Source organism: Methylobacterium sp. WL64, from assembly GCF_008039945.1.
Taxonomy (GTDB): Bacteria; Pseudomonadota; Alphaproteobacteria; order Rhizobiales; family Beijerinckiaceae; genus Methylobacterium.
On record NZ_VRVA01000030.1, the window covers coordinates 15,126 to 30,851 of the forward strand.

The following is a 15,726-nucleotide window of genomic DNA, read 5'->3' on the forward strand; positions in this document are numbered from 1 at the left end:
CCGGTCGTTCCGGCAAGGCGGACGAGCGCCTGCGGCCCTTTTCATGGCCTGTGCCGGCGGCCTTTTTTCACCGGCTGGTAACTTCGGCGCCCGCGCCACGTATCAGCCGGATCGCGCGGCATCCGCGCCGCCATCGCCTCGCGAGACGCACGCTTGAGAACCGATACTCTGGACGCCGCCCCGGCGCTCGAAGCCCCGGAGACCGTCGACGCCTCCGGGCGGCGCTGGTTCTACCGGCACCCCGCGGTGATCCGGGTGGCGCATTGGGTCAACGCGGGGGTGCTGCTGGTGCTGCTGATGAGCGGCCTGCAGATCTTCAACGCCCACCCGGCGCTGTACTGGGGGGCGGTCTCGACCTTCGACGATCCGGCCCTGGCGATCACCAGCGAGCAGGGACGCGACGGCACGAATCGCGGTGTGGTGACGGTCGGATCGCACAGCTTCGACACGACCGGGGTGCTCGGCCTGTCCCGGGAGGGCGGCACCGCGGTGGACCGGGCCTTCCCGGCCTGGGCGACCCTTCCGGCCGATCAGGACCTCGCCACCGGGCGGCGCTGGCATTTCCTGTTCGCGTGGCTCCTGGTGATCAACGGCGCGGTCTATCTGCTCTACGGGCTGTTCAGCGGCCAGCTCCGCCGCCGCCTGATCCCGGACGGCGACCAGATCCGCGACTTCGCCGGCTCCGTGAAGGAGCACCTGCTCTTACGCTTCCCCGAAGGCGAGGAGGCCAAGCGTTACAACGTGATCCAGAAGCTGACCTACCTCGTCGTGGTGCTGGGCCTCCTGCCCGCCATGGTGCTGGCGGGGCTCGCCATGTCGCCCGGTGTCGACGCCGCCTGGCCCTGGCTGCCGGAGCTGTTCGGCGGCCGGCAATCGGCGCGCAGCATCCACTTCATCGCCGCCGGGCTGCTGGTGCTGTTCGTCGTCGTACACGTGCTCCTCGTTCTGGTCTCCGGCCTCGTCAACAACATGCGCGGCATGCTCACCGGCTGGTTCAGCCTCGGCCGTCCCGAGAAGGAGACCGCGCGATGATCCTGCACCGCCGCAAGCTGCTCACCGCCGGCGCCGGATTGGCGGGGACCGTCCTGCTCGGCGGCTGCGACCGCTTCGCCGGGACCGAGACCGGGCGCCGCACCCTCAAGGTCGGCGAGGATGCCAACCTGTTCGTTCAGCGGCTGCTGATGTCCCCCGCCACCCTGGCCCGGGAATATCCGGCCGCGATGATTTCGCCGTGGTTCAAGCCGAACGGCACCATCGACCCGCCGGACAGGGATTTTCGCGCCCTGGCGGCCAAGAAATTCGCCGACTTCAAGCTGACGGTCGACGGGCTGGTGCAGACGCCGCTGTCGCTCAGCCTTGCGGACCTGCGCGGGTTGCCGGCGCGCACTCAGATCACCCGCCACGATTGCGTCGAGGGCTGGAGCTGCATCGGCCAATGGTCGGGCGTGCCGCTGGCCGAGCTGCTCACCCGGGCCGGCCTGAAGCCGCAGGCGCGCTACGCCGTGTTCCATTGCGCCGACACGCTGGAATATGCCGGCGGCGGCCTCGAGGGCGGCGACGGCGCCTCCCTGTGGCGCCCCGAGCATCCGGGCTCGGTCCGCGACGGCATGATCCAACTTGCCGCCGCCGAGGATTGGGGCGGTGCTCCGCCCAAGGCCGACAAAGGCACGGACGACAAAGGCACGGACGATTGGGGCCAGGGCGCGCCGGAGCCGGAGGCGCCCGAGGATAAGCGGACCCCGATCCGCTACTACGAGAGCATCGACCTGTTCGACGCCGTCAACCCGCAGACGATCCTCGCCTACGACCTCAACGGCAAGCCGCTGCCGGTCTCGAACGGCGCCCCCCTGCGCCTGCGCGTCGAGCGCCAGCTCGGCTACAAGCAGGCCAAGTACGTGATGCGGGTCGAGCTGGTGGACTCGCTGGCGGGCTTCGGCCAGGGCAGCGGCGGCTACTGGGAGGATCGCGGCTACGAGTGGTACGCGGGGATCTGAACAGGTCGAGCCCGCCCCGCCGTCAGTGCGCGCGCGGCGGGGCAACCCGGTCTGGCGCGCGATCCCCGCGTGTAGCGCTGGGCAGGTCGCTTAGCTGGGCGCGTCGCTTGGCTGGGCAGGTCGCTTGGCTGGGCAGGTCGCTTGGCTGGGCGTCCCACGACGGCATGAGGCAAGCCGGCCAGGTCGACGGTGATTGCCGGCGATCCGCAATACTGTCGGATTCGCGCCCCGCGCATGACAGCCCCGGCGAGCCGTTCGGCGACCGTTGCCATTTGACAACCCGTGCCCCGTAACCCACTTGTCCCCGGCGCGCGGCCCCGGCCCGACGGCGGGCACTTGTCCCACGCGAATTTCGAACAGAATTCGTCCGTCGCGCCCAGGCCCCGTCGAGGGGCAGAGGTCTGAATGAAAGTCGTCGTCGTCGAGTCGCCGGCCAAAGCCAAGACGATCAATAAGTATCTTGGCCGCGACTATGAGGTGATCGCCTCCTTCGGGCACATCCGCGACCTGCCGGCCAAGGACGGCTCGGTCGATCCCGAGCAGGATTTTCACATGGTCTGGGAACTCGCGGACCGCGGCGCCAGCCGCGTCAGCGAGATCGCCAAGGCCTGCAAGGGCGCGGACAAGCTGATCCTGGCGACCGACCCGGATCGCGAGGGCGAGGCGATCTCCTGGCACGTCCTGGAGGCGCTGAACGCCCGAAAGGCGCTCAAGGGCATCCCGGTCGAGCGCGTCACCTTCAACGCCATCACCAAGGCCTCGGTCGAGGCGGCGATGCGCAAGCCGCGCGAGATCGACCAGGCGCTGGTGGACGCATACCTGGCGCGCCGAGCGCTCGATTACCTCGTCGGCTTCAACCTCTCGCCGGTGCTGTGGCGCAAGCTCCCCGGCGCCCGCTCGGCCGGCCGCGTGCAGTCCGTGGCTCTGCGGCTCGTGGTCGAGCGCGAGATGGAGATCGAGAGCTTCAAGCCGCGCGAGTATTGGTCGATCGTCGCGACCCTGACCACCAAGGACGGCGCGACCTTCGAGGCCCGCCTGGTCGGGGCCGACGGCAAGCGGATCCAGCGGCTCGACGTCGGCACCGGCGCGGACGCCGCCGCATTCAAGCGCGACCTCGAGCTCGCGAGCTTCCAGGTTGCGAGCGTCGAGGCGAAGCCCGCCAAGCGCCACCCGCAGCCGCCCTTCACCACCTCGACGTTGCAGCAGGAAGCATCGCGAAAGCTCGGGATGGCGCCGGCGCAGACCATGCGGGTCGCGCAGCGCCTCTACGAGGGCGTGGACGTCGGCGGCGAGACGGTCGGCATCATCACCTACATGCGGACCGACGGCGTCGACATGGCGCCGGAGGCGATCCAGGACACCCGCAAGGTCATCGGCACCGAGTTCGGCGACCGCTACGTGCCGGACGTCCCGCGCAAGTACAGCGTCAAGGCCAAGAACGCGCAGGAGGCCCACGAGGCCGTGCGCCCGACCGACATGAGCCGCCTGCCCAAGATGGTGGCCCGCCACCTCGAGCCGGAGCAGGCCAAGCTCTACGACCTGATCTGGACCCGCACGATGGCGAGCCAGATGGAATCGGCTGAGCTGGAGCGCACCACCGTGGAGGTGGCGGCGAGCGTCGGCCCGCGCCGGATCGACCTGCGCGCCACCGGCCAGGTCGTGAAGTTCGACGGCTTCCTGGCCCTCTACCAGGAGGGCAAGGACGACGAGGAGGACGAGGAGAGCAAGCGCCTGCCGCCGATGAAGGCCGGCGACCCGCTCACCCGTGAGCGTATCACCTCGACCCAGCACTTCACCGAGCCGCCGCCGCGCTATTCCGAGGCGAGCCTGGTCAAGCGCATGGAGGAGCTCGGCATCGGCCGGCCGTCCACGTACGCCGCCGTTCTCCAAACCCTGCGGGATCGCGAATACGTCAAGATCGAGAAGAAGCGGCTGCAGCCGGAGGACAAGGGACGCCTCGTCACCGGCTTCCTGGAGAGCTTCTTCCGGCGCTATGTCGAGTACGATTTCACGGCCGACCTCGAAGGCCAGCTCGACCGGGTCTCCAACGCCGAGATCGACTGGCGGGCGGTGCTGCGCGACTTCTGGAAGGACTTCTCCGCGGCGATCGGGGAGACCAAGGAGCTGCGCGTCACCGACGTGCTGGAGGCGCTCAACGGCCTTCTCGGTCCGCACATCTTCCCCGACAGGGGCGACGGCGCGAACCCGCGAACCTGCACGGTCTGCGGCACCGGCCAGCTCTCGTTGAAGCTCGGCAAGTTCGGCGCCTTCATCGGCTGCTCGAACTATCCGGAGTGCAAGTACACCCGTCAGCTCTCGGCCTCGGGGATCGACGGCGACGGCGACGGCTCCTCGGGCGAGGGTGGCCAGCCGGGCGTCCGGGTGCTGGGCGACGATCCGGTGACCGGGATGCCGGTGACGATCCGGGACGGGCGTTTCGGGCCGTTCGTGCAGCTCGGCGAAGCCTCCACCGAGAAGGACGCCGCGAAGCCGAAGCGCTCGTCGCTGCCCAAGGGGCTCTCGCCGTCCGAGGTCGGCCTCGACAAGGCCCTGGCGCTGCTGGCGCTGCCCCGCGAGGTGGCGCGCCACCCCGAGACCGGCGAACCGATCCTGGCCAATCTCGGCCGGTTCGGTCCGTACGTGCAGCACGGGAAGATGTACGCCAACCTCGGCAAGGACGACGACGTGCTGGAGATCGGCGCCAACCGCGCCATCGACCTGATCGTCGCCAAGGAGCAGGGCGGTGGCCGCGGCCGGGCTGCCGCGGATCCGGGCCGCCCGCTCGGCAAGGACGAGACGAGTGGGCGGGACCTCGTGGTCAAGGCCGGCAAGTACGGCCCCTACGTCACCGATGGCGAAGTCAACGCGACGCTGCCGAAGACGATGAATTCCGAGGCGCTGACCCTCGATGAGGGGATCGCGCTGGTGAACGCCAAGCGGGCGTCGGGCGGCGGCAAGCCGGCCAAGCGCAGCTCGGCCCGGAAGGCGCCGGCGCGCGCGGCGGCGGGCGAGAAGAAGCCGGCGGTGAAGAAGACGGCCGCGAAGAAGCCAGCGGCCAAGAAGACGACGGCGAAGAAATCCGGGGCCGGCTGAGCGCCGGACCCGCTAACCGCGAAGAAAGCGTCGCAGTTCGTCGCGTTCAGGCCAGGTAGGTGATCGTGGCCGCCAACGCGGTCGCGACGGTCGCCAACGCGATGGTCAGGCCGTTCACGAGGATGCGGGCCTGCGGAACGACCGAGGGCGCATCGTCCTCGCACCCGAATACGGTGCCGGCGGCTCGCTCGAAGCGGATCAGGGTGAGGCGGCGGGCCTCGATCGCGGCGTTGCTCATCGACGGCGGCTCCCGGACCACGGCCAAGTTCTTTTCCGACAGAACGCGGTCGGAGCCGCCCGGTTCCGATCCGGGCGGCGGCGGAGAAACCGTTAACCCACGATTGTGCAACGTGGCGATGACGGCGCCTTCGCGCCGCGCCGGCCGCGGCCCTCGCTCGCGGCGGCGCAGCATGCGATGGTGGGGCGGTCCGGCGACGCACCGGACCCTCTGGATGTTTCTGTTTTGTTCCGCTATCATGCGGGGATGAAGGCGCATGCTGCACGATCCCAGGTCCGATCGCCAAAGGCCCGTCCGCCCGACGCCGAGCCGGCCGACGCGCCGCGCGCGCGGAGGCCGCGCGTGAGCGATCCGGCGCGCGACCTGTTCGGGCCTGGCGGCAAGCCCCCTGCCCCGCGTCCGGCGGAGCCGCGGCGGCGGCTGGCGAAATCGGCCTCGGTCCCGGCCATCGCGGCGGCCGAGCCGGAGGCCGGCTACACGGCTTCCGACATCGAGGTGCTGGAGGGCCTGGAGCCGGTCCGGCGCCGGCCCGGCATGTATATCGGCGGCACCGACGAGCGGGCGCTGCACCACCTCTTCGCCGAGGTGATCGACAATTCCATGGACGAGGCGGTGGCCGGCCATGCCAGCTTCATCGAGGTCGAGCTGGAGGAATCCGGCTCCCTGGTGATCACCGATAACGGCCGCGGCATCCCGGTGGACCCGCACCCGAAATTCCCCGGCAAATCGGCGCTTGAAGTCATCATGACGACGCTGCATGCGGGCGGTAAGTTCGACTCGAAGGTCTACGAGACCTCCGGCGGCCTGCACGGCGTCGGCATCTCGGTGGTGAACGCCCTGTCCGACCTCCTCGAAGTCGAGGTCGCCCGCAACCAGACCCTCTACCGCCAGACCTTTTCGCGCGGCCACGCGCAGGGGGCCCTCGAACTCGTCGGACGAGTCCAGAACCGGCGCGGCACCCGGGTGCGGTTCCACCCCGATGCCGAGATCTTCGGCTCCCTGAAGTTCGACCCGCGCCGCCTGTTCAAGATGGCGCGCTCCAAGGCCTACCTGTTCGGCGGCGTCGAGATCCGCTGGCGCTGCGCCCCCGCCCTGCTCGAAGGGCTGGAGGGCGTACCGGCCGAGGCGGTGCACCGGTTCCCGGACGGGTTGCGCGACTACCTGGCCCGGGACATCGAGGGCAAGGACCTGGTCACCGACGCGATGTTCACCGGCAAGGTGACCAAGCCCGGCTCCCACGGCTCGCTCGAATGGGCGGTGGCCTGGATGGTCGCCGAGGACGGCTTCTCGCATTCCTACTGCAACACCATCCCGACGCCGGAGGGCGGCACCCACGAGGCCGGCCTGCGGGTCGCGCTGCTGCGGGGCCTGCGCGAGCACGCCGAGCGCGTGAACCAGGCCAAGCGCATGACGGCCGTGACCACCGACGACGTCATGGCGACCTGCGCGTCGATGATGTCGGTGTTCATCCGCGAGCCGGAATTCCAGGGCCAGACCAAGGACAAGCTGGCCACCGTCGAGGCGCAGCGGATCGTCGAGACGGCGGTGCGGGACGCCTTCGACCATTGGCTGGCGGCCTCCCCGGCCCAGGCCAACAAGCTGCTGGACTGGGTGATCGACCGGGCCGAGGAGCGGTTGCGCCGGCGCCAGGAGAAGGAGGTCGCCCGCAAGAGCGCGACCCGCAAGCTGCGCCTGCCCGGCAAGCTGGCCGACTGCTCGGCCGCCGGAACGGCCAACTCCGAGATCTTCATCGTCGAGGGCGATTCCGCCGGCGGCTCGGCCAAGCAGGCCCGGGACCGGACGACCCAGGCGATCCTGCCCCTGCGCGGCAAGATCCTCAACGTCGCCTCGGCCTCCCGGGACAAGCTCGGGGCCAACCAGCTGATCTCGGACCTCACCCTGGCACTCGGCTGCGGCACCGGCGCGGCCTTCCGTGAGGCGGACCTGCGCTACGACAAGGTGATCATCATGACGGACGCCGACGTGGACGGCGCCCACATCGCATCGCTGCTGATCACGTTCTTCTACCGGCAGATGCCGAAGCTGATCGATCGCGGCCACCTCTACCTGGCGATCCCGCCGCTCTACCGGCTGCAGCAGGGCTCGAAGGTCGTGTATGCGCGGGACGACGCCGACCGGGAGCGGATCACCAAAACGGTGTTCAAGAGCGGCAAGGTCGAGATCGGGCGCTTCAAGGGCCTGGGCGAGATGATGCCGGCCCAGCTCAAGGACACCACCATGGATCCGAAGAAGCGCACGCTCCTGCGCGTCGCGATCCTCGAGGAGGCCCGGGAATCCACCGGCGATACGGTGGAGCGCCTGATGGGCAACAAGCCCGAAGCCCGCTTCGCCTTCATCAGCGAGCGCGCCGCCTTCGCCGACGGGGTCGATCTGGATATCTGAGGCGACACGGCGGCCGTAAAACGACGCTTCGTCAGCGTGGCCGCAGCGAAGCGATTCGGGGAAACGCGACACCTGGGGGTCGCGATACCTGGGGATCGCGCGCGACACTGGGTTGCTTCGCGACGGTCGCACTGACGGACTTGCAGACCGCTTTCGGGTCGAAGCGCCTGGATCGCGTCCGCGTCAAGCGATTGCCGGCGAGGCTACTCCGACGCCATGGCCTTGGCCGGATCGAAGGGCTGGGCGGCCGCGACGGTGTCGGTGCTCATGTTGAGAACGGCCGAGAACCGCTCCCCGCCCGGACGCAGCACGAGGGCGCCGGGCTCCACGGCGATCCGTTTGCTGCCGAGGCCCAGCGGGCCGCCGACATCCAGCACGACCGCCTTCAGGGCACCGCCATCGGCGATCAGCAGGTCGTCGATGGTGCCGACATTGTCGCCGGCCGCGTTGCGGACCGTCACGCCGATCATCTTGGAGGCCAGGAACGCCGCCGGCTTGAGGCCCTGGCGCCTGGCCGCGGCCTCGGCGCTGGCCGCCGTCATCAGCCGGCCGCCGCCCTCCCCGCTGGTGGAGGTGCCCGGCCCGGTCCCGGGCAGCACCGTCTTGGTGCCGATCACGCTGGCATCCTGAGCCGGAGCCGGGAGTCCGGACAGGGACAGGACAGTCAGCGGCAGCAGCAGACGGGACGTGATCAGTCGGATCTTGCGCATCGGGATCGCTCCGGCGCGGCCGAGCCATCCGGGCGCCGACCGTGAAAGGCGCCGGCGGCGACGGGTGTTCCTGTCGCCCCTGTCGCACCGGGCCTCGGTGGTCCTGAAACGCAGAAGGGCCCGACCTTGCGGCCGGGCCCCGGGTCACGATGGCGCCTGCACCGCGTCTCAAAGTTGTGTTTTCTCCTCGGAGGGAGACCGCGGTTTTCGTCGCATAGTTCTGGTCATTGCAGAGCCAGAGTTCCGTTTCCCCATCGGCGTGATGCGGCAAAACCGAGGGCCTCGGTTTGTGGCTTGCAAGCCTCGGGATGACATTCGAGCGGGCGCCCCGGGGCGTCGTGCGAGGATGGACCGATGGACTACGATCACGGAAGCAGGCCCAACCGGCGACGCGCGGCCACCCTTCTCGATGCCCTGAAGGGCCGGCTCGTCGATGCGAGCGAGGCGGTCGAGCACCACGTGACGATGCAGTCGGCGACCTCATCCCCGCACTGGCGGATCTCCAACGTGGCTGGCGTCCACGTCTACGAGGTCGCCCGGGGCTGGAATGCCGACTTGGCGTTCAAGAACCTTCCGTTCGGCGTGCCCGCGCTCATGGGCAATGCGGTCCCCGTCAAGACGCGGCGTGAAGCGCTGGAGAGCGCCATCAGGCAGCTGTCCCTCTGCGTCGAGCGCGAGAAGGTGCCCGTGGCCGGGAACGACAGCCCGATGCTGTACTTCGTGATCGACGACATCGAGATCCCGGTCGACCCCGACGACCTTCCGGACACCCGGGCGAAGCTCGCCCGAGAGGGCTACACGGTCGAGCAGGCCGAGGGCCGCCTGGCGTATCTCCGGCACGTCATCTCGGGTGACGAGCCGCTCAACGCGGACAACGTCGCCGAAGCCGACCACGAGACGCGCACCCGCCTGGTCATCGCCTGCCACATCGCCATGGCGCTCGGCCGGACGCAGTTCTCGGTCGACGACGGCACCTGGGCCGACTTCATGCCGACCGCCCCCGGCATGATGTAGTCGGGTCCGACCGGCATCGTCGGCGCCCCGACGGTCAGGCGATGCCCGGCCAGCCGGGGCCGAGGACGTCGGAGCGCGCGAAGATCCAGGCCTTCGCGGTGTCGACGTCGAAGGCGGCCTTCCGCCCGGCCTGCCTGAGGATGCGCAGCGCCATGCGCGACGGGACATCCATGACCTTGCCCACCTCGGCGACGGTCACGTACCTGTCCCGGAAGGCATCCACGCTCTCGCGGGTGACGACCGGGATGCGCCGGCGGTTCCGTGGGCAGAACTCCTCCGCCACGGACAGTTGCCCCGTCGCGATGAGGGCGACCACGACCTCCTTCCGCAATCCCGGGACGACCGACTCGACCTCGTTCTTCTGGAGCCCGGCCTTCGGCGCCTTGGTCCGCATCAGGCGCATGACCTCGTCCGCATCCACGAGCAGGTCGGTGAAGCGGCGTCCTCCGCGCAAGCGGCCCTTCCAGGCCAGGCGTCCGCCGACGACGGCGTCGAACAGGTCGCCGATGCTCGCGGCTGCGCTTGCCCGTGCCGCGCCGAGCGGGACCTGGCGGGCGTTCGGGACCTCGACCTCCACCGCCCCGGCGAAGAGGCTTTCCATGAACGCGTCGATGTCCGCCGGGCGGAAGCGGTTCTTGGCACGGGCGGCCTTGTCGGGACCGGCTAGGGTCGGGACGAGCCCTCGGGCGACGAGTTCGAGGAGATGCTTCCGGGTGATGCCGATGCGCGCCAGCACCTCGGTACTGCCGATCAATCCGGCATGATCCGCGATCAGGCTGGAAATCCCGTCGACGTCGACCGCGGCGCGTGAGCGACCCTTGGCCTCCGCCGGGTCGGGCGACGGTCCGAGGCCATGGCGCGCCATCATCTTCCTCATGGTCGGCCACGTCGTGTTGGACGCCACCGCTGCCGAGAACACGGTGTGCACGCGCTTCCGGTCCAAGGTCTCGCCCAGCACCTGGATCCCGGCTTCCAGGGGAAGGTGGGCGAACGCGTGCTCCCTCACCGCGTCCCTGATGGGCGTGAAGGCCGGGTCCGTCACGCTGCGCCCGAGGCTCAGGATCAGGTAGCCGTAGGTCTCCCTCAACCCGACGCGACCGCGCGCCCGGGCCTTCTCTACCAGGCCGCCGAGCAAAGCATCCACGTTCTCCCTGCCGCCGGACGCGATGCGGAACCCTTCCAGGGAGATGTCGGACCAGTCCTTGAGGGTGAGCCTCCGCATCGACACACCTGCATCGTGGATGGCGGAGACGCCGAGGCCCTCGCAGGTGGAGATGGCGGCATGCACGGGCATGGCGTCGAGCCATGACGCAGCGCCGTCCCGGGATGTCAGGCGACGCATCACCCAGTCCTCGAACAAGTTGGGACTTGCGGGAACGGACTCCGACCTCAGGCGGGCGAGGTGAGGCAGGATCTCGGTGGAAACCGTTCGGGCGAAATCCAGGACCTGCCCGGGCTCGGTGCGATTGCTCTGCTCCAGGAAGACACCGTGCTCCGGACAGGAGCGGACCTGTTCGACGAGCCATTCGAGGCGGAGCCAGGGACGTGCCGCCACCGGGATATCGGAAGGACCGGTTTCGAGATCCGCCGCGAGGCAGTGGGGGCAGTACCGGAAGAACCTCGTGTGGATGCCGCCATGGACGAGCCTCTGGCCGGAAAGCTCCGCATCCAGGCGTCCACGGAGGCGTGGGGTGGCCCTGTCCATCGCCCCTTCCTGGTCATGGTCGAGTCCTGCGAACCGCGCCACGGCCCGTACCGCCGTGTCGTGGCCGGCATTGATCGCCTGCGCCGAGAGACCGTAGGCGGACGCCAGTTCCCAAAGCTCGATGCGGTTCAGGGCGGCCAGCCTCGACGCGTACCCTCCGGCGGGCTCCCGGGGCTTGGGTGGCCGGCACCATTCGAGCGGGGTGATGTCCATCCCGTCCGTCATGCGTCGGCTTCCTCGCCCTTGCGCTTCTCGGCATCGAGGAAGGCCCCCGGTTCGAGGCCTTGCCAGGCGTCCACCATGAAGATGTTCATCCGGTTGTCGTCGCGGGCACGGGAGCTGTTGGCGTAGGCAAGGGCGAAGTGGCCGCGCAGCAGTTCCGTCTGGGTCTTCTTGGCGCGGAGCGCCTGGTGGATGGCCGCGGCGACGAGTTGGCAGATCCGGCCGTACCGGTTGTTGGCCGCGTGCGCGATGCGCTCCGGCATGTCGGTTTCCGTCATCGCACCGAGGCCGAGGCCGGCCGCTTCCGAGAGCTTCACGAGGATATTGGTCACCAGCTCTCGCTGCGTGTCGATGTTCACGTCGGGAAAATGCACCCATCGGCTGCGGCGCTCGAACTGCTCGTCCTTCTGCGCCAGGACCTTGATGCCGGGCAGTCCCGAGAGGACGAAGGCGATGGGCCAGGGCGTGGAGATGGACACGCCCTTGATGGCGTCGGCCAGTTGCTGGCCGTCGTCGGTCGAGCCGCCGCCGTCGCCGCCGCCGCCGCCGCCGATAAGGTGCTGGACCTCGTCGATGTGAACGAGCACGACGCGCCGCTTCCTGAGGGCGGCGGGCATGGCGCTCCATGCATCGCCTTGCCCCGTCTTGGCGTTCACGGGGTGGCCGGAGGCGGCGATGATCTGCACGGCCGCGATCCGGGGCAGGATGTATCCCGCCAGCTTGATGGAGACGTAGGGACGGATGACGCCGAAGGAGGCCTTGCGCGGCTGGAGCGAGGGATGACGCCCCAGCACGCGTGCGACCGCCTCGGTCTTGCCCGCACCGCTCTCGCCGGTGACGAAGAAGATGTTGGCCTCCTTCCGCTGACCGTCCCGGGTCGCGAGGGTGTCCTCCATGAAGGTGTCGAATGCCTCCTTGAGGATCTTGTCGCGACGCCATTCGACGTAGACGGAGTACACCTTGTCCATGCGGGCCATGACGTCCTGGCTCTTCATGGGCATGTCCCCCCGGAGGGAGCGCAGGTAGGCCTCGTCGTCGTCCATGAGGGCGTCGGGGAAGGCCGTGTCGGCGAGTGGGGCGTCGTAGGTCATTCGAGGTCTCCGAGTTCGTCGTCGGTGGGATCGGTCAGGTCCTCGGCACCGGGGACGATCTCGATGACCTGGCGGGTCGGCCGGCGTCCGCCTGGCGGCGTGGCGATGGAGATGCCGAACCGGTCGGGGGCGTCGTCGCCGCTCGTGGCGGGTCCGGAGGGTGCCGGGCGCGCGGAGGTCACCTGCTCGCCCTTGCGCTCGACGAACTTCAGCATCCGGTTGAGCTGGTCCTCCGAGACGACGTCGGACGGGACGCCTGCGCGGCGGCGGGCGTCGTCGGCCTCCTTCATCAGGTCCCGGATCGCGGTGAGCCTGAAGGGATTGCCGGCCAGGCGTTCCTGCTTGGCGAAGCGGAGCATGGCCCGGTTCTCGCGCAGGTATTCCGACAGGGGGACGCCATCGAGATCGGGCGCCCTGAACACGAGGTAGGCGCCGGCCCCGGGGAAGTGCGACCTGGCGTCGGGCGGGACCCGCACCAGGATGCTGCCCATGTCGTTCGGATCGGTGACGATGCCGAAGCGCCTTTCGCCGATCAGGGCCCGCAGCGTTCCCATGTCGGGGTGCTTGTAGGGCGTATGGATGTAGGTGACGCCGTCGGCGGCGAGCATCCGGTTGGGAACCGCCAGGCCGAAGGCGAGGTGCCGGTTGACGTCGTCCGGCGGCGGGTCGAGCTCGTTCTTGGCCAGCCTCCACGCCTCGTAGGGCCGCATGCCGCCGAGCCCGGAATGGGGCGTGTGGTGGTAGATGTCGACGAGGTACCGGACGAGGCGGAGGTGGACGTCCTCGGCGAGGAGGCTGGCCAGTTCCTGCGACTGGTACTCGCCCCGTTCCACCACGTTCGAGAAGCACTGGCCGGTGAACATCCGGCACAGGGTCTTCAGGTTCCTGAAGAACGATTCGATGGTTCCCCGCGAGCGCGGGTCGCCGCCGGGGAGGCGGTGCTCGACCCGCATCTTGCCGAGGCAGGTATGGAAGTCGCCGCGGAACGCCGGTCCGCCGTCGGTGGCCACTTCCAGCGGCCGGGCCGTCATCGGCCAGTCGCTCTTGGCGCCGGCGAGCCGCGCCAGCGGGTTCTTGTCGACGACGATGCTGCGGAGCGCGGACCTCGACCCTGCGGCGGACGGTGCGAACGGGGTCACGTGCAGGCCGACGACGCACTTGGTCACGACGTCGATGGCGACGGTGACCGTGCACCGGACCGTGACGCGGTTCTTCAGGAGGCGTCGCGCCTCGTCCTTCGCCTTCCGGCCGAGTCCGGAGCGGACCGTCTTGTTCCTCAGGACGACGAAGAGATCCATCTCCCAGTCGTCCATCTCGACGCGGTCCATGCGCTCCAGCTGCGTCAGGCCGTCGAGGGAGTCGAGTCCCTTGCCCACCGGCGCGTACTTCAGTCCTGCGCGCTTCTCGCCGAGATGGGCCATGTCGACGAGGATGGGCTGCAGCTTCTTGATCCGTCGCCGGATGGCCGGCTCGCTGACCGAGGCCTGGCTTTCCGGGGTGAGCGAGCGATTGAGGATGAGGAGGTCGGCCTCGACCCTGCCGTAGACGTCGGCAGGCTTGAGGCGCGCGCCCGTGGCGTATCCCCGGACGTGCTTCTCGACGATGCCGCGGACCCTGGGGTCGAGCTGATGGCGGTTGCCGCACTTGTCGTATCGGGGGCGGAACACGCCGGGCTCGTGGTCGCCGGCGTCGAGGAGCGCGAGCCATCCGCGCAGCGTGGTCGAGCTGGGATAGTCGTAGGGCTTGCGACGAAGGCCGGGGATGTTCTTGCCGGGCGGGCGCGCCTTGCCGAAGGTATCGACGAACCACTGGTGCATCGCCTCCCGCTCGCCGGCGATGAAGGCCGCGAGGTCGTCGGGGGTCTTGTTCCTGCGAACCTCGTGGCCGGCGAGCCCCTTCTGGGCGTGCCGGAACCGGGTGCACCACTCGACCTTCCAGGCGATGGTGCGCAGTTGCTCGTCCGTCAGGTCGGACAGGTCCGAGAGGTCGGTGCCGTCCGCGCGCTTGCGGAGAAGCTGGTAGGCCAGGGAGTAGTAGCCCTCCTCGATGCGGATGAGCTTGCTGGCGTTGAGGTGCGTGAACTCCTCGTCGCTGAGCGGCTTGAGGATCGTGTCCAGCACGGCGTCGTTGACGACCTGGCGCAGTAGATTGACGCGTCCCTTCCTGCCCGCAGGCTGGAAATGCACGCCGTCGATGGTTACCCGGTCGTGACGTCCGAGCTTGTATGGTTGAATGGACATGAATGAGCTCCATCGCCACTTCGGCGGGAAGGCGTCGACTGACGTCACCTTCCCGCCTAGAGTTGGCGTTCCGATTAAGAGGAATGGTTATTGTTGTGGGGTGGTGCCGGTCGCTGCCCGGTTCTCCAGCGGCAGGTCGAGGGTGATCCTCTTGCCGCGCGGGTTCATCAGGATGCCGGATTGGAGGAGGGCCACCGCGGCCCTGACCCCTCGTTGTCCGATGCCGGTCGCGAGGGCGACCTGTCGGAGGCTCGTCGCCGGACCGAGGCCGGAGAGCGCCTTGCGGACCGCATCCGTGGCGGCGTGGTCGTGATCGCGACCGCACCGGAGGATGAGGCGTCCGTTCAGCACCGCGACGGGGTCCAGCGTCTCGTAGGTGACGGCGCGGTAATCATGGGCGAACTCGATGCCGTGCTGGGCACAGATCGCCTGGATGATCTCGACCGTCTCGTCCGAGTGCAGGGCCTTGGTCGATTGCCTGACCGCGAAGGCCGCCTTCACGCCGCTGACCCAATCGACGAGGATGTCGAAGGTGTAGATGCGCGGGACGCCGTTGAGGCGATACCGGACCGACCGCTGCTCGTGGATGCGGAGTACCCCCGGGAGCGAGATCAGGACGGTCATGACCGCCCGCTCGACCTCGCTCTCGTAGAAGTAGACCGTGCCCCGGAAGGGATCGACGATGGTGCCGACGGAGGGGCCGCGCCACTTGGGGGTGGGGGTGCGGTCCGGGTCCGTGTCCGAACAGTCGTAGCCGACGAGCCCGGTGGCCGCTTGCACGGCTTGCCCGGTCTCTCCCTTTGGCAAGGGTCAGCCTGTCACCCTTTTGGGGCGACGACCGCTCCGGTCAGGCGCTCGGCGCGACGGTCGGCGAGGCGGGACGCGATGAGGCTGCTCTTGGACGGCATGGGGACCTCCCTGGGATCGGGCATGGGACACCGCGCCCCGTGGAGGGGCGGGCCTTCGGATGATCGCGAAGGTTGGGACACCGCTGAGGGGCCCAGGGTCGGTTCCGG

General features: G+C 69.2%; 11 protein-coding genes. 5 read left to right on the top strand and 6 right to left on the bottom strand.

Annotated elements, in window-relative coordinates; all coding sequences use genetic code 11:
* Positions 1-168 precede the first annotated feature (168 nt).
* The 3 genes from FV242_RS14965 to topA all read left to right on the top strand — a co-directional run bounded on the left by FV242_RS14965 (position 169) and on the right by topA (position 5,087).
* Positions 169-1,032, top strand: coding sequence for a cytochrome b/b6 domain-containing protein (locus FV242_RS14965; protein WP_147939485.1), 864 nt, complete (start codon positions 169-171; stop codon positions 1,030-1,032).
* Positions 1,029-1,994: a molybdopterin-dependent oxidoreductase gene (locus tag FV242_RS14970; RefSeq protein WP_147939462.1), complete on the top strand. Its 966-nt coding sequence runs from the start codon at positions 1,029-1,031 to the stop codon at positions 1,992-1,994. The genes FV242_RS14965 and FV242_RS14970 overlap by 4 nt, the downstream gene beginning before the upstream one ends.
* A gap of 405 nt (positions 1,995-2,399) precedes the next feature.
* Positions 2,400-5,087, top strand: a complete 2,688-nt coding sequence (topA, locus tag FV242_RS14975) for a type I DNA topoisomerase (protein ID WP_147939463.1) — start codon at positions 2,400-2,402, stop codon at positions 5,085-5,087.
* A 46-nt stretch (positions 5,088-5,133) separates the two neighbouring features.
* Here topA and FV242_RS35485 read toward each other — a convergent pair whose 3' ends face one another.
* A complete protein-coding gene (locus FV242_RS35485) occupies positions 5,134-5,499 on the bottom strand; it encodes a hypothetical protein (RefSeq protein ID WP_246692715.1) in 366 nt (121 codons plus the stop codon).
* Positions 5,500-5,667: 168 nt separating this feature from the next.
* Here FV242_RS35485 and parE point away from each other — a divergent pair, with 168 nt between their 5' ends.
* Entirely contained in the window at positions 5,668-7,728 is a 2,061-nt protein-coding gene (parE, locus tag FV242_RS14985) for a DNA topoisomerase IV subunit B (RefSeq protein WP_147939464.1), read from the top strand.
* A 203-nt stretch (positions 7,729-7,931) separates the two neighbouring features.
* Here the strand turns inward: parE and FV242_RS14990 are convergent, their stop codons facing one another.
* Positions 7,932-8,438 (bottom strand): PRC-barrel domain-containing protein, encoded by a 507-nt coding sequence (locus FV242_RS14990; protein ID WP_147907955.1) that lies wholly within the window; start codon positions 8,436-8,438, stop codon positions 7,932-7,934.
* Positions 8,439-8,792: 354 nt separating this feature from the next.
* On the opposite strand from FV242_RS14990, the gene FV242_RS14995 reads away from it, so the two are divergent.
* Complete coding sequence (locus FV242_RS14995; RefSeq protein WP_147939465.1) at positions 8,793-9,452, top strand: hypothetical protein; 660 nt, start codon at positions 8,793-8,795, stop codon at positions 9,450-9,452.
* Between the two features lie 34 nt (positions 9,453-9,486).
* On the opposite strand, the gene FV242_RS15000 is transcribed toward FV242_RS14995, so the two are convergent.
* The 4 genes from FV242_RS15000 to FV242_RS15010 form a co-directional block, all read right to left on the bottom strand.
* On the bottom strand, positions 9,487-11,382 hold the full coding sequence (locus FV242_RS15000; RefSeq protein ID WP_147939466.1) for a TniQ family protein: 1,896 nt from the start codon (positions 11,380-11,382) through the stop codon (positions 9,487-9,489).
* A complete protein-coding gene (locus FV242_RS34565; protein ID WP_187278429.1) occupies positions 11,379-12,470 on the bottom strand; it encodes an ATP-binding protein in 1,092 nt (363 codons plus the stop codon). Before FV242_RS34565 ends, FV242_RS15000 begins: the two co-directional genes overlap by 4 nt.
* Complete coding sequence (locus FV242_RS15005) at positions 12,467-14,710, bottom strand: hypothetical protein (RefSeq protein WP_187278430.1); 2,244 nt, start codon at positions 14,708-14,710, stop codon at positions 12,467-12,469. Before FV242_RS15005 ends, FV242_RS34565 begins: the two co-directional genes overlap by 4 nt.
* Before the next feature lie 87 nt (positions 14,711-14,797).
* Positions 14,798-15,490 carry a hypothetical protein gene (locus FV242_RS15010; protein WP_147939467.1) on the bottom strand — a complete coding sequence of 231 codons (693 nt, stop codon included), beginning with the start codon at positions 15,488-15,490 and terminating at the stop codon, positions 14,798-14,800.
* Positions 15,491-15,726 lie beyond the last annotated feature (236 nt).

Excerpts from the sequence above, each read along its gene's own strand:
- FV242_RS14970 (WP_147939462.1), top strand. The coding sequence starts at position 1,029 with ATGATCCTGCACCGCCGCAAGCTGCTCACCGCCGGCGCCGGATTGGCG.
- topA (WP_147939463.1), top strand. The coding sequence starts at position 2,400 with ATGAAAGTCGTCGTCGTCGAGTCGCCGGCCAAAGCCAAGACGATCAAT.
- FV242_RS35485 (WP_246692715.1), bottom strand. The coding sequence starts at position 5,499 with ATGCTGCGCCGCCGCGAGCGAGGGCCGCGGCCGGCGCGGCGCGAAGGC.
- FV242_RS14990 (WP_147907955.1), bottom strand. The coding sequence starts at position 8,438 with ATGCGCAAGATCCGACTGATCACGTCCCGTCTGCTGCTGCCGCTGACT.
- FV242_RS14995 (WP_147939465.1), top strand. The coding sequence starts at position 8,793 with ATGGACTACGATCACGGAAGCAGGCCCAACCGGCGACGCGCGGCCACC.
- FV242_RS15000 (WP_147939466.1), bottom strand. The coding sequence starts at position 11,382 with ATGACGGACGGGATGGACATCACCCCGCTCGAATGGTGCCGGCCACCC.
- FV242_RS34565 (WP_187278429.1), bottom strand. The coding sequence starts at position 12,470 with ATGACCTACGACGCCCCACTCGCCGACACGGCCTTCCCCGACGCCCTC.
- FV242_RS15005 (WP_187278430.1), bottom strand. The coding sequence starts at position 14,710 with ATGTCCATTCAACCATACAAGCTCGGACGTCACGACCGGGTAACCATC.